Source organism: Pseudomonas oryzicola, from assembly GCF_014269185.2.
Classification (GTDB): Bacteria; Pseudomonadota; Gammaproteobacteria; order Pseudomonadales; family Pseudomonadaceae; genus Aquipseudomonas; species Aquipseudomonas oryzicola.
On sequence record NZ_JABWRZ020000001.1, the window covers coordinates 3,312,018 to 3,329,489 of the forward strand.

The window sequence follows — 17,472 nt, forward strand, 5'->3', positions numbered from 1 at the left end:
CATTTGACCGCAAGGGGCCGGCTAACTACGCTGCGGCTACAAGCGTGAACCATTTTTGTGCGACAAGGAGTGTCGGCAATGTACCCGCATGTTCGTTCCTCGTTTTTCATCGCCTGTGCCCTGCCCTTCACCCTCAGTGCGCTGGCCGCCCAGGCGCCGCTCGATCCGCTGGAAACCGTCAAGCGCATCAACCGCAACTACAACACCATCAATAACCACTGCCAGGAGGCCGACACCGGTGCCGCACGCGGCCACTACTACTGCAGCGGTGTGACCTTGCGCATGGTCAATGACGGGCCGTTCAACCCCTGGGACTACAGCCCCTATGCGGTCAAGATCGGCGCCACATCCTATAGCTGGCTGCGCAAGGACCTGAGTACGCGTATTCTCATCCACCCGGCCGGTTTCATCCTGCGCCTGCCCACCGACGCGGTGGCCTTGAAACTGCCGGTGAAGGAGCAGGGTTGGACGTGCATCTACGCCTTCGACGGCGGCACCGGGCCAGAACGCAAATGGTACGGCTGCGGCTTCTTCGACAACCGCGAACCGCCGCGCACCGCCCAGGGCACCCTGACCAACCGTAATGCCGCGTTGGCCTATGGCACCTGCGCGGAAGCTGGGGTCGCCACCGCCGAGCAGTGGACACAGAAATACACCGGCGTGTTGAAGGGCCCCATCCAGTACAACCAGTGCTCCTGGAACGCGGAAAAACCGAGTGACTGGAATGCCATGATCAAGGTCCACGAATCGCGCCTGAACCCCACCCACAAGGACCCCTTCGCCTACAGCGCCCAGGTCACCGAATTCATGCTCAAGAATGCCTCGGCGAGCAACGACGGCAGCGAGAACATGAAGCACATCGATGCCTTCATCTACAACGTCAACAGCACGCAGAACTTCGCCACCCGCGGTGACGTGGCACCACCAAGACCGGAGAATGGCTTGAACAGTGCGCGCAACTTCCAGAAGAAACTTCAGGCGCAGGGCTATAGCGTGCCGATTCTGCGGCTGGACTTCACCCAACCGCCGGAGCAACGCTTCAGCTATGTCGCCGCCGACCAGGCAATCGACCTGTCCCCTGCCGGTGGCGGGCAACCCGCGCCAGTGCCAGCGGCGCCGCGCTATATCGCCGCGACCAGCTGGGCAGAGCGCTACGACCCCGGCAGCAAGAAAAACGAATGGACACTCAACGTCATCCCTACTGCCGAGGGCAAGGCGATCCAGGCCAGCGACCAGGACGCGTTGTACAAGGAATTGTTCGAACTGCGCGGTATGGACAGCCAATGGCGCGAGACTGAGAAATACCCAGGCAGCATGCGCCAGCAACTGGCCTGCCTGGTGCGTAACTACCCGGCCAAGACCGAATGGAACCTGGAGCCGTTCCGCCCCACCGTCACTCCTGAGGAGGCGGCCAAGGCCGGCTGCAACCCTGTGCCAGCGCAAGCGCCCAGGTACATCGCCTCTGCCGATTGGATCAAGCGCTACGACCCCGGCACCCGCCGGGAGGAATGGACCCTGAGCGTGGTGCCGACCCCGGCGGGACGCGCCTTGCCCGACGTACAAGTCGGGGCGCTGTACGACCAGCTGTTTGCCCTCAGAGGTGCCGACGGCCAATGGCGCGAGAATGAGACCTCTGCCGGCAGCATGCGCCAGCAATTGAGCTGCGTGCTGGTCAACTACCGGGCCAAGACGCCGTGGAACCTGGAGCCTTTCCGGCCAAGGCTATCCGAAAGCGAAACCCGCGCCGCAGGTTGCAATCCGGTTCCGCGCTGACCACTTGACCGTTTGACTGTTCACCTGGCGAGCAGGGGGGGCAGCTGTACCCGAAATGAAGTTGGACCGCAGGTTGTTTTTGGCTAATCAGGGAGATACATGCCATGCAAAAGCGTTTGAACAGGATTGTCCCGCTACTGACCTTGCCGTTGTTTCTGCACATCACCTCGGCGAACGCCGAGTCCTGCGAAGAGACACTGAGGCAGGTGGAAAGCCTCTACAACAAGACCGTCGACAGCTGCGGGAATGACCCGGCATCCGACTGTTCCGGCCTGTTGATCAGGGGTACCCACCGCGCCGACCCGGCGAAGGGCCAGCAATGGGACGTATGGAACCCAAGCCCCAAGGCGCGAGAGCTGGGGACCTTTGCCGCCTCCTGGATGCGTGCCGACGGCATCAGCTATGAAGACCCGGGCATGAGCACGCAGAACGGCTACATCATCAAGCCGATCGACCTGGTGCGCGCCCCCGAGACGCCGGTGCACGTGTACTGCGCCTTCCCCAACGACGCCTGGACCGATTTCCGCGATGACCGGGGCTGCGGCAATAACCGCAATACCAGCCAGACCGAAGCCGTATGCCAGGCCATGGCCCCGCCCATCACCAACGCCAGTGCCTGGGTCGCCCACTTCACCCGGTTCAACAACGACCGCAAGCAGGACCAGCTGCAATGTGGCTTCAACATGCGCAACCCGATGAGCAGCCAGGACCGGGTCAATGCGTTCCGCAACTTCATGGGTGCCCGACGTGCCATCAACACCCGTGAGTTCCAGACCCAGACCGAGCTGCGCCTGGGCAACCCGAAAGATGATGAATTGCCGATCCTGGCGTTCTTCTACAGTGATCAGCGCGGCCTGAACGATGCCCTGGCCAATCAGCGCGACTACAAGAACAAGACCGGCAAGGACCGCAACATCGTCAAGATCGACTTCCCGCGTACACCCACTGGCAAGGCCAGCTTCTCCTGCACCCAGGCCGCGCCGCTGCCCACCCAGCAGTTCTGTGACAAATACATCCAGTCCAGCAGCTGGGTACAGCGCCCCGATCCGAAGCTGGGGCCGGACACCTGGTCGCTGCAGGTCGTGCCCACCGCGTGCGGGCGTGCGATCAAGGACGACCAGACCGACCGGATGTTCGCCGAGCTGTACAACAAGCACAAGGACGATGCGCAATGGCGGCGCTACAGCATCAACGGTGGCTCGCTGCGTCGCCAGCTGGTGTGCCACCTGGCAGCAAGCTATGACAACAAACCGGTCAGGGACAAGCCCGAATGGAACCTTGAGCCGGCGCGCCCGTATGTCGACCAGGCCACGGCCGTAGCGCAGTTCTGCAACCCGTATTGAAGCGCTGGCACGAACCTGCCGGTACTGATTGGTATCGGCGGCTTCCAGGTCTTGATTTCAATGGCATGCGCCAAGCACGGCCATGGGTGGTTGGCTCAATCGGGCAGGTGAGCCATGACGTAGCGCACCGTCCTTTCCAGTGTCTGCGCCATGTCGGGCTGCGTTAACCGATACTTGCGCTCCAGATGCTCGCTCTCGCTCATGTCGAAGCGCTGGGTCTGGATGAAGTTCAACGACTCGGCGCGGATCTCCAAGCGGGCGGCCAGCCCGGGAATCATCGCTAGCCAGCGGAGCAATCCGATCGCGACATGGCGCTGGGGTGCCTTGACCCCCAGCGTTTTCGCCAGCTCCCTGAGCAGCCCCTGCAGGTTGGGCGTGTGCTCATGGAGCGCCAGCACCTGCCGGTTGGCCAGCAAAGGGTCGAACGCCACGCAGGTTATCAGCGTCACCAGGTAATCGACGCTGACCATTGGCAACCAGTGCCGGGTGGAACCAGGCACCGCCTTGAAACGGCCTTGCGCCAGATTGCGAATGAGTTCGACCAGCGGCTGACCTGCCAGGATGTGCCCACTCTCGCTGTGGCCACACACCGTCGCCGGATGAACGATGGTGTAATCCGCACCCGCTTGCTGCATGTAGCGGATGACCGCGAAATGCGACTCGAGCTTGCTGCCTTCGTAGCCACCCACGCGGCTATAGACTGCGGGCCAGTCAGTGTTTGCGGGGCAATCGTAATCAACCCCGATACGGGTAAGGAAGGCAAAGTTCTGCACCATGTAGCCGCCCACCATCACCAAGCGGACGCGCAAGCTCGCCGCCAACCTGGCGACCCTCAGGGCGCCTTGCACATTGACCGCGCGGGCACGCTCCATGGTCAGCCCCCAGGAAAACGCCGCCGCCAGGTGGAAAACCACCGAGGCGCAGGACACGCTCTGCCTGTCTGCCTCGCTGAGCCCCAGCCCGTCCCTGCTGATATCGCCCGCAACGGCATGAATATTCGCCGGGTTACCGCCCAGCTGGCCGACCTGCTCCCTGAGACGCTCAAGGTGGTCCCGGTTGCGCATGAGCACCCAGGTCTTGTGCCCAGTCGCGGAAAGACGGGCCAGCAGATGTTGCCCGACAAACCCGCTGCCGCCTGTAACGAAGCATTCCACACCCATGACCGAATCCTTGTTTGCATGATCGGTGCAGGCTAAGGTATAGAGCCTGGTCTACAGTCAAGGAATTTCGCTGTGAATGTTGGAGAGTTGGAGCGCCGCAGTGGCATCGGCCGTCACGCATTGCGCTATTACGAAAAGCTCGGGCTTATCGTCGCCCATCGACGGACCAACAACTATCGCAGTTACAGCGAACAGACCGTTGCCGACCTGCAATTCATTCAGACTGCCCAGAGCATGGGGTTTTCACTCGCGGCGATCGGCGACATCCTGGCAGCCAAGCGCGGCAACACCATCGATTGCGCACAAGGCGCGGCCTTGATTGCGGAAAAGATGGCCGAAATCCAGGCGAAGATCATCGCCCTGCAGGCCGCCTATGCGTCTCTCGATACGGAACGTAAAAAGCTTGAGGCCAGTGCCATCGCCAAGGGGCTGATGCTGCCGCATCTTTCGGTACGGGGTGCGGTCTCCAGGCAATAAAAAACCCAGCGCAATGGCTGGGTTCAGGCGTTAGCGCTTGCTCACTGGGAAACGCTTCGGCTGTGATGCCAGCCACGCCAGAGGAAGCGGTGATCTGGTCCTTTCCTTACCTCGAGGCAAAGGCCAGGCGACTGGTGCACAAGCGGGACGTGAATATCAAAGAGGCTCTGCAAGGCACCGGCATTGAGTTGGTGAAACCAAGGAAGCAGCGCAAGGCCTGGAAGCGACCGCTAAATTGCCACGGCTGCGGACGCTTCATCAGCTGGGACGGCCGATTCCTCAACAACTGCCGGAACTGCGGCGCGAGCAACTGCCCTGACCCTCCGGCGCTGCCCGCCAGCGCAACCGCGCATATGAAAACGCCGCCTATGTCGGCGGCGTTAAGAGTTGCGGTGCATCAGGGCGTGTAACCCTTGCTCTTGCTGCGATCAGTAGGACCGCCCATGTCCCAAAAGTCCTTCGACTTCTGCTCGTCGATTTTGGCCCGCTTCTCTGTCTCTGACTCCAGACACCCACTGAGTAGTCCAGCGCTGACTAAAGCAATGATAGCTAGTGCGAAGGCGCGGATCATGGCTTAAATCCTTGGTCCTGGCTCTCGTCTGGCGGAGTGATTTTCCAAAACTTCTCGCTGGCCTCTTGCTGCTCCTTCGCCTTCTTCTCGGCCTCGGATTCGAAGCAGCCGCTCAGCGAAAGCGCAGTAACGGCAACGAGCATGACACCCATGATGGTGCGTTTCATAAGGATCCTTCCTGTGAAATGGTCGGGCGTTATACCAAAGATCGAATCCCTCCGCAAAAACTGACACCACGCGCTGCCCGCCAGCGCCTTACCCTATTCAACGACAATCCCTCCCGGCGAGGAGTGCTCTGTCACTTTTTTAACATTCGCTGTTTATACTCAGCGATGTCTTCATCCGTTACGTCCTCTCGATAGCAGATTGGCGAATACCCACCAGGCTTGCTGTAAGCGCTCCTTCTGCCACAAGAGCTTCCGTTTCTTGTCGTGTTAAAAGGGCAGGCACAAGGTCCAGGATATGAAGCGATCGATTCCGCAATGATCTGCTTAGCCACCTGATCATCAGACATATGATTTTGTTTTGCTTCAGCCCCGAAAGCAGCGAGCAACACACTAATTGCAAAAGCTCCGAGAATACGCACTTCGACTTCCTCTTTGTCATCGCGCACATGCGAACTGCACTGGCTACCAGTCTCCCTTGTAGCTGAAATCATATCACTTTGCCATCACATCAATTCTTCTGACACGCCTCCCCGGCGAGGGCAGCGCCTGCACGCAAGGACGACAACAAGACCTGTATGACCTCCCTCGCCCTACCCTTCGAAAAGGAGCTGGTCGTCGATCTCTTCGCCAGCAGCGGTATCGCCGAGGCGTACCGCGAGACCGCCAAGGGGAGATGAATCCGGCATTCATTGCAGGGCCGCCTGGACACTCGGTGCAGGTCCTCCTCTCGACCTACGCCAAATGGCTGAATTCCGCCAATGACTGGGCCGAACTGGCGAAGCTGGAAGCGAACGTAATTGGTACAGAATTGGTACAGGATTAAATTTCGTTCACCTTGCGCCCTTTAGTCATAAGGCATTCGACAGCATTTCAGCCATACTCCAGAATGCAGCGGTTTTTGGGGGAAAACCCTTGCACAGCCAACGACATACCAACTTTTAGTGAGCCTGAACGTGAAAACATCCCTGTCCATCCTCAGCCTGCTGCTGTTGCTCACAGGTACCGCGACCCTCCCGTCGACCGCTGCTGCACAATCCCCGGCCCAGGTTCAACGTGACCCGTCCAAGCTGCACCTGGCTTCGGGCAGCGCTCTGCTGATCGATCTGAACACCAACCAGGAGCTGTATTCGAACCACGCCGACCGCGTGGTGCCGATCGCCTCGGTGACCAAGCTGATGACCGCCATGGTAGTGCTCGACGCCAAGCAGCCCATGGATGAAATGCTCACCATGACCATCGCCAACAACCCGGAAATGAAAGGCGTGTATTCGCGTGTGCGCCTGGGCAGCCAGCTGGACCGCCGCGAAACCTTGCTGATTACCCTGATGTCGTCGGAAAACCGGGCGGCCAATACCCTGGCCAACCATTACCCGGGGGGCTACCCGGCGTTCATCAAGGCGATGAACGCCAAGGCCCGTAGCCTGGGCATGGCGCACACCCGCTACGTCGAACCGACCGGCCTGTCGACGCAGAACGTGTCCACCGCCCGCGACCTGGCCAAGCTGCTGATGGCCTCGCGCAAGTACCCGATGCTGAGCGAGCTGTCGACCACGCGCGAGAAGACCGTGGCCTTCCGCAAGCCCAACTACACGCTGGGCTTCCGCAATACCGACCATTTGGTGAACAAGAGCAATTGGGACATCAAGCTGACCAAGACCGGCTTCACCAATGAGGCCGGGCACTGCCTGGTGCTGTTGACCCGCATGGACAACCGCCCGGTGGCCATGGTCATCCTCGATGCGTTTGGCAAGTACACCCACTTCGCCGATGCCAGCCGCATGCGCCAGTGGCTGGAAACCGGTGCCGCCAAGCCAGCGCCGGCGGTGGCCATGCAGTACAAGGCAGAGCGGCAGAACAAAGGGCGCCTGGCGGCGGAATGACGGCGCTTGGTGACAGCGCTGTTTAGGCCAGGGGCGCGGGTGTCCGTCGAAAGAGGGATTGCGTCTATCGGATCGAGCGCCGCGCGGGCGGCGCATCGCGGATGAATCCGCTCCTACATTTGTTGCAATCTGCCGAGCCTGGTCAGCCTTTGGGGATCAGATCCATATTGCATCCCAATGCGGATAGTCTGCGATTCTGTTCACCAAGCCCGCTCTCAGTGGGTTGGCAACGATGTACCTTGCGGCCTTGACCACATCTTCGTCCCTGCGTAGGGCGCGGTCGTGATATCCGGCTTGCCAGACAGGGGCCGTAATGCTTCCCGTCTTTCGCAAACTGTGACTCGACCTCGCTTTGAAGCGGCGCATCAGTGTGCTCAGGGTTATTTCTTTCAGTTCGATCAGCCAATGAACATGGTCAGGCATGACAACCCAGGCCAATGAATGGCAACTGTGTTCCTGCTCTGTCATGCGCAGATGGCGAATCACGATGCGAGCGTGTTGAAAGTTCACGAACAGCGGGCGACGGTTTTGGGTGACGGTTGTGAGCAGATAGATTCTGCCGGGTTCTGAGCACCTGCCACGGCGCAGCAGACAACCTTTCGGGAAGTGCATGATGGTCATCCATGACTATGCGATTCCCGCTTCAGCTTAGAATTGCCTGCAAAAGGCAGTGGGACAATAGGGTTTGCAGATGTGTCCCCCGCCAGGCGACCATGGTGTAACAGGTTCGGCACGTTGCAACAAATGTAGGAGCGGATTTATCCGCGATGCGCCGCGCGGGCGGCGCTCAAGCTGCTCAGCCAGTGCACCATCGCGCACGCTCGAGGCTGTATCCAGCGTCAGGCCTGGGTACTGACCATCCCACCCGCACTGCTGCCACCGGTGGTCTGCAATGCTTCGAGCAACTGGGCGGTGGCCTGCAGGATTTCACCATTGAGCGTGGCGATGCTCGCCTGCCTGGCACTCACCGCAGCCAGTTTGGCCGTTTCTTCCATCGGCTGAGCCATCAACAGGGCCAATTGCTTCTGCTCGTCGGCCAACTGCTTCTGCAGCCGCTTGATCATCTCGCGCAATTGCTTGATATGCGCAGGTTCAGCACTGTCGCTGCTGCTCTCGGCACCTTGGGCTTTGCTGTCAGCGCTGACTTTCGACAGGTCGACCTGAGTGCTGGCTGCCCCGCCCTCTTCGTTCTTCTGCACATCCGGGCTGGCGACCGCCGAGGTGCTGCCCGACACTTGGCCCGCGGTGCCGACGCTGATTGCTGCAATGGCGCTCATGTGTTTCTCCCTGCAAAAAAATGAGTCCTTGATCTGATCTGCCTATCGGCCGCAAGGCGCAGGTCTTTAGCCCCGGCTTGTTACCAAGCAGCCGGCCGCCGGTAAATTCCCGAGTGTTTGGCTCGTTCCAACCCATGTACCTACGCAGGCGCCGGCTCATGCCCGGCGTGCGTCCACCTTCGATCACTATGGAATCGCAGCCATGAGCCAGTCTGCACACCCGGAAACTGTCAAGGACTTGATCGGCGTGGGCTTCGGCCCTTCCAACCTGGCCCTGGCCATCGCCCTGGAAGAACTCGCCGAGTCCCAGGGCCATGCCCTCGATGCGCTGTTCATCGACAAGCAGCAGGACTACCGCTGGCACGGCGAAACCCTGGCGACCCAGAGCGAGCTGCAGATCTCGTTCCTCAAGGACCTGGTATCGCTGCGCAACCCCACCAGCCCCTACAGCTTCGTCAACTACCTGCACCAGAAGCAGCGCCTGGCCGACTTCATCAACCTCGGCACCTTCTACCCCTGCCGCCTCGAGTACAACGACTACCTGCGCTGGGCCGCCGAGCACTTCGCTACCCAGGCGGTGTATGGCGAAGAGGTGCTGCGCATCGAGCCGGAAGTGCAGGCCGGCCGGGTCGAACACCTGCGCCTGGTTTCGCGTGACGGACAAGGGCGGGAATACAGCCGCCGTACCCGTTCGGTGGTGGTCGGTAGCGGCGGCACGCCGAAAATACCGGAGAAGTTCGCCGCCTTCAGCGAAGACCCGCGGGTATTCCACCACTCCCGGTACCTGAGCAGCCTGAACAAGCTGCCGTGCACCGCCGGCACACCGATGCGCATTGCCGTGATCGGGTCAGGCCAGAGCGCCGCCGAGGCGTTCATCGACCTCAACGACAGCTACCCGTCGGTCAAGGTCGACATGATTCTGCGCGGCTCGGCACTCAAGCCGGCCGATGACAGCCCGTTCGTCAACGAGATCTTCGCGCCGGACTACACTGACCTGGTCTACAACGAACCGGCCGACCAGCGCAGCAAGCTGCTCGGCGAATACCACAACACCAACTACTCGGTGGTCGACCTCAACCTGATCGAGCGCATCTACGGCATCCTCTACCGGCAGAAAGTGGCTCACCAGTACCGCCACAATGTCCTGTGCCGACGCCAGGTGGAAACGGTGGTAGCCACCCGCGAGGGGCTGGAACTGACCCTGCGCGACCTTGCTACCGGCCAGCAGCAAACCCACCGCTATGACGCCGTGATCCTCGCCACCGGCTACGAACGCCGCTCGCACCGTGACCTGCTGGCACCGCTGGCCGGCTACCTTGACGATTTCCGTGTCGACCGCAACTACCGCGTGCTGGCCAGCCCCGACCTGCAGGCCTCGGTGTACCTGCAAGGCTTCTGCGAAAACAGCCACGGCCTAAGTGACACCCTGCTTTCGGTACTACCTGCACGCGCGGCAGAGATCGGCCGCGCGCTGTACCAGGACCTGGCGCAGTTGCACGGTAGGCAGCAGCCGGCCGTCGCCCTGACCCGCGCCTGAGCCGCTGCCTACCACTGCCTGGCCGGCCCGGCGCAATACGCGCGGGCCGGCCTTGGTGCTTCTGAAACATTTGTTTGCATTTAAAACGGCAGGATTTTGATTCTCATTCGTCCTTATCAGTACAGCCGCTTTGGCTGGGCACACGCTCGACCACCCTTGCAGAAGACTGTCCGATGGCGAAAACCGCGAAAAAATCGAAATCCAGGCTTTGGTTCCTTGTCCACAGCTGGCTCGCCCTGCCGATCTGGTTCTTTGTCCTGATCGTCTGTTTCACCGGCATGCTCGCCGTGGTCAGCCAGGAAATCGTCTGGCTGGCCAACCCGGATGTACGCGCCAACAAGCCCGATGGCAACGTCGAACGCCTGACTTTCCAGCAGGTGCTGGATGCGTTGCACAGGGCCGAACCGGACATGGTGGTGGAGCGCCTGACCCAACCCGACGGTTCGCACTTTGCCGTCAAGGCCGATGTCACCCTGCCTGACGGCAGCAGCCCGACGTTGTACGTAAACCCGTACACCGGCGCGATCCAGGGCAAGACGCCCGACTTCAACTTCGAGGCCTTCACCCGTGCCCTGCACGGCTGGTGGCTGGTGCCGTTCACCCATGGCTTCAGCTGGGGCTGGTACCTGGTGTCGCTGCTCGGCCTGCCCATGCTGGCGTCGCTGGTCACCGGCCTGGTGGTGTACAAGAAATTCTGGAAAGGCTTCTTCAAGCCGGTGCGCACCGGCCATGGCTCGCGGATTTTCTGGGGCGACCTGCATCGCCTGGCCGGGGTCTGGTCGATCTGGTTCATTGCGGTCATCTCCATTACCGGCACCTGGTTTCTGATCCAGGCGATCCTGTTCGACAACCACATCACCATTTCCAGCCGCCCGGTCGTGCCGGTGATCGCCCGCGAGGACGTGCCGCAAAGCCCGGATGGCAGCCCGGCACCACGCATCGACCTGGATGAAGCCGCGCGTATTGCCGGCCTGGCGGTGCCGGGGCTGCAGATCAACTTCATCACCCTGCCCGCCTCCGCCTACAGCCACGTCACCCTGGCCGGGCCGGGCTGGTACCCGCTGATGTTCCAGAGTGCTTCGGTGAACCCCTATACGCGCAAGGTCGACAGCCAGTTCCTGCTCAGCGACCGCTCGGCACTGGAGTTCGTCACCGAATCCATGCGCCCGTTGCATACCGGCGATTTCGGCGGCCTGCCGATCAAGCTGGTGTGGTTCTTCTTCGGTTTGATCCTCACCCTGATGGTGTTCAGCGGCTTGCTGATCTGGACCAGACGCACCGCCCAGGCCACCGCCGCCGCGCTCAAGCGCAGCGAACGCGCGCCGCGCCCGGCACACCCTGACACCACCGCGGGGGTGCACCCATGAGCAAGGTTCAAACCCTGCCCGGCAGCCCGCTGAAGCGGCTGTGGCTGAAATGGCGCTTCCACCTGAATGCCCTGCTGATTCTCATCCCGCTGGGCTTCATGCCGAAGTACTTCGCCGATGCCAAACTGTTCCGTGGCGAAGCCGGCCTTGGCGCCAATGTGATCAGCGACATTCAGGTCGGCCCCTACCGCCTCGACCTGGCCGAACTGCGTGACGAGGCCCCCCGCGTCGACGGCCCGGCCGGGTATTTCAAGGTATTCAACGCCGCGTTGTGCAAGGCCTGTATCAAGGAGGTCAAGGCCGCTTACCTGCGCATCGGCAAACCGCGCAGCTTGCGCGCCGCCGGCACCATTTTCTTTGGCGCGCCATACCACATGGGCACTTCGCTGCCCATCCCACCCCGCACCCGCGCGGACGCGCAGATCTGGATCACCCTGGAAGGCTGGGACGGCAGCCTGCACCAGGCGTCAGTGCCCCTGGCCAAGGCATCGCCAGCCACCGTGGCCTGGCTCGAGAAACAAGGAGGCAAGAAATGAAACACCTGTTGCGCATCCTCGCCCTGCCTGTGCTGGTGCTAAGCGCCGGCCCAGCCCTGGCACACAACCCGATGTGCGAGTGCGAAGGGCTGGCCGGTGGCCAGGTCAAGTGCACCGGCGGCTTCTCGGACGGCAGCGGCGCCCCCGGGGTGACTCTGGATGTGATCGGCTACGACGAACAGGTACTGGTCGGCGGCAAGCTCGGCGATGATTCGACGCTGACCTTCAAGCGTCCGGACGGCGAATTCTATGTGCTGTTCGATGCCGGCCCCGGGCATGTGGTGGAAGTCGACCATGCCGATATCAGCCAGCCATGAGCCGCTGCCAAGTGATCCGCCCGGCCGGTGCCGGGCACGAAACCCTGTACGTGCTGCTGGTCAGCCTGCTGATCGTGGTGCTCGCCGCCAGCGTGGTGCTGATGCGTGGTGAGCGCGAGGACGAACAGGCCATCGCCAGCCACCAGATCGATGCCCGCCGCGACCTCACCGCTGCCGAGCAAGGCCTGTACACCGACCTGCGGGTGGCCTTCGACGAAATCCGCCTGCTGCATGAAGAAAACGCCGCCGTCCCCAGCGTAAGCACCCTGGCCGAGGACGGCCTGCCGCCGTTCGTGGCCGACGCCGGCAGCCAGCGCCGCGGCAGCCATCAGTGGTCGTGGCTGCAGGCCGGTGCCTACCTGGGTCGCAGCCAGGCCCCGGAAGTAGCCGGCAGCCTGTTGTTGATCGTACCGAACGACAGCGCTGGCGAAGCAGATATCTGGCTGCGCCGCGACACCGCCGCCGCGCCCCCGGGCGACCTCGGCCAGGCCGCACTGATCGCTGCCGGCTGGCGGCAAGTAGTCAGTCATTACGACGCCGGGGTCACCCGCGAACACCGTCACTGAACCCAAGGACTCCCCCATGTTCCGCTCCGCCCTCGCCCTGCTCCTGGCTCTTGCCCTGCCGGCATCGGCCATGGCCGATAACGGCAAGCCGCTGCGCATCGGCATCACCCTGCACCCCTATTACAGCTACGTGAGCAACATCGTCGGCGACAAGGCCGAAGTGGTGCCGTTGATCCCGGCAGGTTTCAACCCGCATGCCTACGAACCACGGGCGCAGGACATCAAGCGTATCGGTACGCTGGATGTGGTGGTGCTCAACGGCGTGGGCCATGACGACTTTGCCGGGCGCATGATCGCCGCCAGCGAAAAGCCCGCTATCCAGACCATCGAGGCCAACCAGAACGTGCCGTTGCTGGCGGCCACCGGCATTGCCGCCCGCGGTGCCGGCAAGGTAGTCAACCCGCACACCTTCCTGTCGATCAGCACCAGCATCGCCCAGGTCAACAATATCGCTCGCGAGCTGGGCAAGCTCGACCCGGACAACGCCAGGCTGTACAGGCAAAATGCCCGAGCCTACGCCAAGCGCCTGCGCATCCTGCGGGCCGAGGCCCTGGCCAAGGTCACCGAAGCACCCGGCGCCAGCTTCCGGGTGGCCACCATCCATGCCGCCTACGACTATCTGGTGCGCGACTTCGGCCTGGAGGTGACAGCGGTGGTCGAGCCAGCCCATGGCATCGAGCCCAGCCCGGCCCAGTTGAAGAGAACCATCGACCAGCTGAAGGCCCTGGATGTGCGGGTGATTTTTTCGGAAATGGATTTTCCGTCCGCCTATGTCGAAACCATCCAGCGTGAATCCGGCGTGCGCCTCTACCCGCTCACGCACATTTCCTATGGCGAATACACCAGGGACAAGTACGAAGTGGAAATGCAGCGCAACCTCGACACTGTCGTGCGCGCCATCCAGGAGAACCGCACATGACCGCCGCTGCCAACCTGCTGGCGACCTGCGGGCCACGCATTGAGTTCGCCGGCATCGACCTGACCCTGGGCGGCACCCGCATCCTTGACCAGGTCAGCTTCAGCGTGGCCGCCGGCAGCGTGCACGCCATCGTCGGCCCCAACGGCGGTGGCAAGAGCTCGCTGATCAAGACCCTGCTCGGGCAGATGCCGCACCAGGGCCGGTTGGCCTTGCACTGGCCCGCAGGGCACGAGGTGATCGGTTACGTACCACAGGCGCTGGAGTTCGACCGTGGCCTGCCAATGACCGTGAATGACTTCATGGCCGCGCTGTGCCAGCGCCGCCCGGCCTTCCTCGGCCTGTCGCGGCAAGTGCAGCCGGCCATCGACGCGGCTCTGGCGCGGGTCGGCATGCTCGACAAGCGCAAGCGGCGCATGGGTGCGCTGTCGGGTGGCGAACGCCAGCGCGTGCTGCTGGCGCAGGGCCTGGTCCCGGCGCCGCAGTTGCTGGTGCTGGACGAGCCGATGTCGGCCCTTGATGAAGCCGGTATCCAGGTGTTCGAACAGTTGCTGCGCGGCTGGCGCCAGGCCGGCACCACCGTGCTGTGGATCGAGCACGACCTGCAGGCCGTGCTGCGCCTGAGCGACCGGGTGACTGGCCTGAACCGCCAGGTGCTGTTCGATGCCCCACCGGCCCAGGCCTTGACCCCGGAGCGTCTGCTGGGGCTGTTCTCCGTTCACCCGCGCAGCGAGGGGCGTGCCTGATGAGTCTTGAATCCTTGCGCCAGCTGGTCCAGGGCTGGGCCACGGCCGGTTACCTGCCCGAGGCGCTGGCCTACGGTTTCGTGGTCAACGCCTTGCTGGCAGGCCTGATGATCGGCCCGGTACTGGGCGGCCTGGGTACGCTGGTGGTGGTCAAGCGCTTCGCCTTTTTCTCCGAGGCAGTCGGCCATGCCGCGCTGACCGGTGTGGCCATCGGCATCCTGCTGGGCGAGCCCTATACCGGCCCGTACGGCAGCCTGTTCGGCTACTGCCTGCTGTTCGGCATCCTGCTCAACTTCCTGCGCAACCGTACCGGGCTGTCGCCGGACACGCTGATCGGTGTGTTTCTCTCGGTATCGCTGGCGCTGGGCGCCAGCCTGCTGTTGATGCTGGCAGGCAAGATCAATGTGCATATCCTCGAGAACGTCCTGTTCGGCTCGGTATTGACCGTCAGCGGCCAGGACCTGCTGGTGCTGGGCATCGTCGCGCTGCTGGTACTGGCCCTGGCCGTGCCCCTGTACAACCGCATCATGCTGGCCAGCTTCAACCCGCAGCTGGCGGCAGTGCGCGGGGTGGCAGTGAAGACCCTGGATTACCTGTTCGTGGCGTTGGTGACCTTGGTGACTGTAGCGGCAGTCAAGGTGATCGGTGCGATCCTGGTCGGGGCGCTGCTGGTGATTCCGGCTGCCACTGCGCGCCTGGTCAGCCAGTCGCTCAAAGGGTTCTTCTTCCTGTCGGTGCTGATCGCCACCTTGAGTACGCTGCTCGGCATCCTGCTGCCGATCGTCTTCGACCTGCCGGTGCCATCGGGTGCCGCGATCATCCTGGTGGCCGGCATCTGCTTTGCCCTGGCTGCGCTGGCCCGCGCCCTCATTCCCCGCCTGCAAGGAAACCCGGCATGAACGTTAAACGCCTGACCCTGGCGCTGGCCCTGGCCGGCCTGCCATCGCTGTGTTTCGCCACCCAGGTGCTGACCAGCTTGCCGGTCACCCACAGCCTGGCCAGCGCCCTGCTCGATGGCACTGCGGTACAGCTCACGCGCGCGGCACCGGCCAACCTGCCGGCCAGCCGCCAGCCTTCGTATTTCAGCGGGCGTGGCGGCGCCAGCCTGCATGAGGCCGCGCAGCAGGCCGACGCAGTGATCGGTGTACGTTCGATCTGGCGTGACGACCCGCTGTATCCGATGGCGCGGCGCAGCAATATCCGCATTGTCGAAATCGACGCCGCACGGCCTGTGGACGGCGCGCTGCCTGGCATTGCCGTCACCGGCGATGATGCCTATGGCGCCTACCCCTGGCTGAACCCGACCAACCTCGGGCGCATGGCCGACGTGATAGCCAATGACCTGGAACGGCTCGTGCCGGACGCCAAGGCGACGATCCAGGGCAACCTGACCAGGCTCAAGCGTCAGTTGCTGGAGCTGACCGCCAGCAACCAGGCACGCCTGGCCAAGGTCGACAACCTGACCGTGGCGAGCCTGTCGGAGCGCCTGGGCTACCTCGCCAGCGGGCTGAACCTGGACGTGGTGGAACAGCCGCTGCCGGCCACATGGGATGCAGCAGCGCTGCAGGCGCTGGAGCAGAACCTGAAGACCCAGGAGGTGGCGGTGGTGCTGGACCATCGCCAGCCGGAGCCGGCGGTAGTCGAGGTGATCAGGGCCGCTGGGGCGAAGTTGGTGGTAGTGGAGAGTGACCCTGAAGATGCATTTGCCGGATTGCAGGCCAGTGTCGACCAGGTGGTGGGCGCACTGAGCGGGGGCTGAGACCGATACAGGCGCCCCACTGCTAACGCTTCATGCACCGCTGATAGCGCTCATCCACCCGCCCGGCAAACCACGCCGTGGTCAGCTTGCGGGTGATCTTCGGGCTCTTCAGCTCGATCCCCGGCAACACCGCCCGCGGCAACGGTTTGCCCGCCGCGGTATCGGCCAGGGCGAACACCCCGCTGTACAGTTCGCTGTCTTCGAATGCCAGGCGGTCGCCCTGCTCAAGCTGGCTGCGAATCTGCGGGTTGCGCAACCCGAGCCGGGACCCCAGCTTACGCGCCGCCCGTTCCGTGGCCCCCGGCATGATCGAACCCGGTGCGATCAGGTCACCGTCGAGGGCCAGTGTTACCCCGGTCGCCTTGCTCAGTGCTGCCTGGAAGGCCGCGTTGCGGCTGGCGTACCACCCCGCATTGAAATCGGCAAAACGATACAGCTGGCGTTCGTAGCTCGCCGGGTAGCCCAGCAAGTGGGCGATGCCGAAATACATGCCGCCACGGCGGGTGAAGACTTCCTGGCGGATGCTGCCGGTGTGGCTGTAGGGGTAATCGCCTGCGTGTTTTTCGGCAAAATCGATGCTGACCTGCATTGGCCCGCCGGTATGCACCGGGTTCAACCCACCGAGCAAGGTCTTGCCCAGCGGCACGCGGGCGATGACCTCATCGTACAGTTCGCTCAGTTGCTTCTCGCTGCGCACCGCCTGCAACCGCTGCTGGTAGCTCTTGCCATTGGCCGAAGGTGCCTTCAGCGCACCGTCGACCAGCAGCCTGGGAATATGCAGGCGTGCGGCACGGCGGTCGATTTCCTGGCGGGCAATGCGCCCCAGGTTGGGCACCTGCGGGTCGGCGTTGAAGGTCGACTCCTGCTCGGTCACGGCCAGCACCGCGCACAGGTTGCTCTTGCTGGGGGCAATGCGCTGGCTTTCGAATGCCTGCTGAATGTCCCGGGCCCAACCCTCGCGGTCGCTGGCCTGGGCGGGCAACAACCGCAGCAGTTGCGCGCGGACCTTGGCGGGGTCTGCTTCGGGTGCTGCCTCACGGCGCCCGGCGCAACCTTGCAGCAGCGCCAGGGCCATCAGCC

21 protein-coding genes and 1 pseudogene are annotated in these 17,472 nt (G+C 62.9%); 15 read left to right on the forward strand and 7 right to left on the reverse strand.

Features of this window, described 5'->3' with window-relative positions; all coding sequences use genetic code 11:
- The first annotated feature begins 78 nt into the window (after positions 1-78).
- Positions 79-1,773: a DUF2599 domain-containing protein gene (locus tag HU760_RS15165; RefSeq protein ID WP_186675447.1), complete on the forward strand. Its 1,695-nt coding sequence runs from the start codon at positions 79-81 to the stop codon at positions 1,771-1,773.
- A 104-nt stretch (positions 1,774-1,877) separates the two neighbouring features.
- A complete protein-coding gene (locus HU760_RS15170; RefSeq protein WP_186675449.1) occupies positions 1,878-3,116 on the forward strand; it encodes a DUF2599 domain-containing protein in 1,239 nt (412 codons plus the stop codon).
- A gap of 95 nt (positions 3,117-3,211) precedes the next feature.
- Here HU760_RS15170 and HU760_RS15175 read toward each other — a convergent pair whose 3' ends face one another.
- Positions 3,212-4,276, reverse strand: coding sequence for an SDR family oxidoreductase (locus HU760_RS15175; RefSeq protein ID WP_186675458.1), 1,065 nt, complete (start codon positions 4,274-4,276; stop codon positions 3,212-3,214).
- 72 nt (positions 4,277-4,348) lie between these two features.
- Between HU760_RS15175 and HU760_RS15180 the strand changes: the two genes are divergently transcribed.
- Together HU760_RS15180 and HU760_RS24485 are read left to right on the forward strand one after the other, a co-directional pair.
- Positions 4,349-4,753: a MerR family transcriptional regulator gene (locus tag HU760_RS15180; protein ID WP_186675460.1), complete on the forward strand. Its 405-nt coding sequence runs from the start codon at positions 4,349-4,351 to the stop codon at positions 4,751-4,753.
- Between the two features lie 149 nt (positions 4,754-4,902).
- A complete protein-coding gene (locus tag HU760_RS24485) occupies positions 4,903-5,163 on the forward strand; it encodes a hypothetical protein (RefSeq protein ID WP_225932818.1) in 261 nt (86 codons plus the stop codon).
- Here HU760_RS24485 and HU760_RS15190 read toward each other — a convergent pair.
- The 3 genes from HU760_RS15190 to HU760_RS15200 form a co-directional block, all read right to left on the reverse strand.
- The gene (locus tag HU760_RS15190; RefSeq protein ID WP_186675462.1) at positions 5,151-5,324 is read right to left on the reverse strand and encodes a hypothetical protein; all 174 of its coding nucleotides are present in this window, start codon (positions 5,322-5,324) and stop codon (positions 5,151-5,153) included. The genes HU760_RS24485 and HU760_RS15190 overlap by 13 nt on opposite strands.
- The gene (locus HU760_RS15195) at positions 5,321-5,491 is read right to left on the reverse strand and encodes a hypothetical protein (RefSeq protein WP_186675464.1); all 171 of its coding nucleotides are present in this window, start codon (positions 5,489-5,491) and stop codon (positions 5,321-5,323) included. The genes HU760_RS15190 and HU760_RS15195 overlap by 4 nt, the downstream gene beginning before the upstream one ends.
- 131 nt (positions 5,492-5,622) lie before the next feature.
- The gene (locus HU760_RS15200) at positions 5,623-5,937 is read right to left on the reverse strand and encodes a hypothetical protein (protein WP_367615774.1); all 315 of its coding nucleotides are present in this window, start codon (positions 5,935-5,937) and stop codon (positions 5,623-5,625) included.
- Positions 5,938-6,164: 227 nt separating this feature from the next.
- Here HU760_RS15200 and HU760_RS24490 point away from each other — a divergent pair.
- Together HU760_RS24490 and pbpG are read left to right on the forward strand one after the other, a co-directional pair.
- A pseudogene (locus HU760_RS24490) lies at positions 6,165-6,314 on the forward strand (site-specific integrase); the annotation flags it as partial.
- Positions 6,315-6,444: 130 nt separating this feature from the next.
- Positions 6,445-7,371, forward strand: coding sequence for a D-alanyl-D-alanine endopeptidase (gene pbpG, locus HU760_RS15205; protein WP_186675466.1), 927 nt, complete (start codon positions 6,445-6,447; stop codon positions 7,369-7,371).
- Between the two features lie 156 nt (positions 7,372-7,527).
- Here pbpG and HU760_RS15210 read toward each other — a convergent pair whose 3' ends face one another.
- Both HU760_RS15210 and HU760_RS15215 read right to left on the reverse strand, forming a co-directional pair.
- Positions 7,528-7,983: an REP-associated tyrosine transposase gene (locus tag HU760_RS15210; protein ID WP_186675468.1), complete on the reverse strand. Its 456-nt coding sequence runs from the start codon at positions 7,981-7,983 to the stop codon at positions 7,528-7,530.
- A gap of 227 nt (positions 7,984-8,210) precedes the next feature.
- The gene (locus HU760_RS15215) at positions 8,211-8,648 is read right to left on the reverse strand and encodes a hypothetical protein (RefSeq protein WP_186675470.1); all 438 of its coding nucleotides are present in this window, start codon (positions 8,646-8,648) and stop codon (positions 8,211-8,213) included.
- Positions 8,649-8,850: 202 nt separating this feature from the next.
- Between HU760_RS15215 and HU760_RS15220 the strand changes: the two genes are divergently transcribed.
- The 9 genes from HU760_RS15220 to HU760_RS15260 all read left to right on the forward strand — a co-directional run bounded on the left by HU760_RS15220 (position 8,851) and on the right by HU760_RS15260 (position 16,392).
- Positions 8,851-10,185 (forward strand): lysine N(6)-hydroxylase/L-ornithine N(5)-oxygenase family protein, encoded by a 1,335-nt coding sequence (locus HU760_RS15220; RefSeq protein WP_186675472.1) that lies wholly within the window; start codon positions 8,851-8,853, stop codon positions 10,183-10,185.
- A gap of 173 nt (positions 10,186-10,358) precedes the next feature.
- The gene (locus HU760_RS15225) at positions 10,359-11,552 is read left to right on the forward strand and encodes a PepSY-associated TM helix domain-containing protein (RefSeq protein WP_186675474.1); all 1,194 of its coding nucleotides are present in this window, start codon (positions 10,359-10,361) and stop codon (positions 11,550-11,552) included.
- On the forward strand, positions 11,549-12,088 hold the full coding sequence (locus tag HU760_RS15230) for a PA2404 family protein (RefSeq protein ID WP_186675477.1): 540 nt from the start codon (positions 11,549-11,551) through the stop codon (positions 12,086-12,088). Before HU760_RS15225 ends, HU760_RS15230 begins: the two co-directional genes overlap by 4 nt.
- Positions 12,085-12,405, forward strand: coding sequence for a hypothetical protein (locus HU760_RS15235; RefSeq protein ID WP_186675480.1), 321 nt, complete (start codon positions 12,085-12,087; stop codon positions 12,403-12,405). Before HU760_RS15230 ends, HU760_RS15235 begins: the two co-directional genes overlap by 4 nt.
- Positions 12,402-12,971 (forward strand): DUF6162 family protein, encoded by a 570-nt coding sequence (locus HU760_RS15240; RefSeq protein WP_186675482.1) that lies wholly within the window; start codon positions 12,402-12,404, stop codon positions 12,969-12,971. Before HU760_RS15235 ends, HU760_RS15240 begins: the two co-directional genes overlap by 4 nt.
- 16 nt (positions 12,972-12,987) lie before the next feature.
- Entirely contained in the window at positions 12,988-13,890 is a 903-nt protein-coding gene (locus HU760_RS15245) for a metal ABC transporter substrate-binding protein (protein WP_186675484.1), read from the forward strand.
- On the forward strand, positions 13,887-14,633 hold the full coding sequence (locus tag HU760_RS15250) for a metal ABC transporter ATP-binding protein (protein WP_186675486.1): 747 nt from the start codon (positions 13,887-13,889) through the stop codon (positions 14,631-14,633). Before HU760_RS15245 ends, HU760_RS15250 begins: the two co-directional genes overlap by 4 nt.
- Positions 14,633-15,532, forward strand: coding sequence for a metal ABC transporter permease (locus tag HU760_RS15255; protein ID WP_186675488.1), 900 nt, complete (start codon positions 14,633-14,635; stop codon positions 15,530-15,532). Before HU760_RS15250 ends, HU760_RS15255 begins: the two co-directional genes overlap by 1 nt.
- Positions 15,529-16,392, forward strand: coding sequence for a metal ABC transporter substrate-binding protein (locus HU760_RS15260; RefSeq protein WP_186675501.1), 864 nt, complete (start codon positions 15,529-15,531; stop codon positions 16,390-16,392). The genes HU760_RS15255 and HU760_RS15260 overlap by 4 nt, the downstream gene beginning before the upstream one ends.
- Positions 16,393-16,414: 22 nt before the next feature.
- On the opposite strand, the gene HU760_RS15265 is transcribed toward HU760_RS15260, so the two are convergent.
- Positions 16,415-17,467, reverse strand: a complete 1,053-nt coding sequence (locus tag HU760_RS15265; RefSeq protein ID WP_186675504.1) for a DUF1615 domain-containing protein — start codon at positions 17,465-17,467, stop codon at positions 16,415-16,417.
- Between the last annotated feature and the right edge of the window lie 5 nt (positions 17,468-17,472).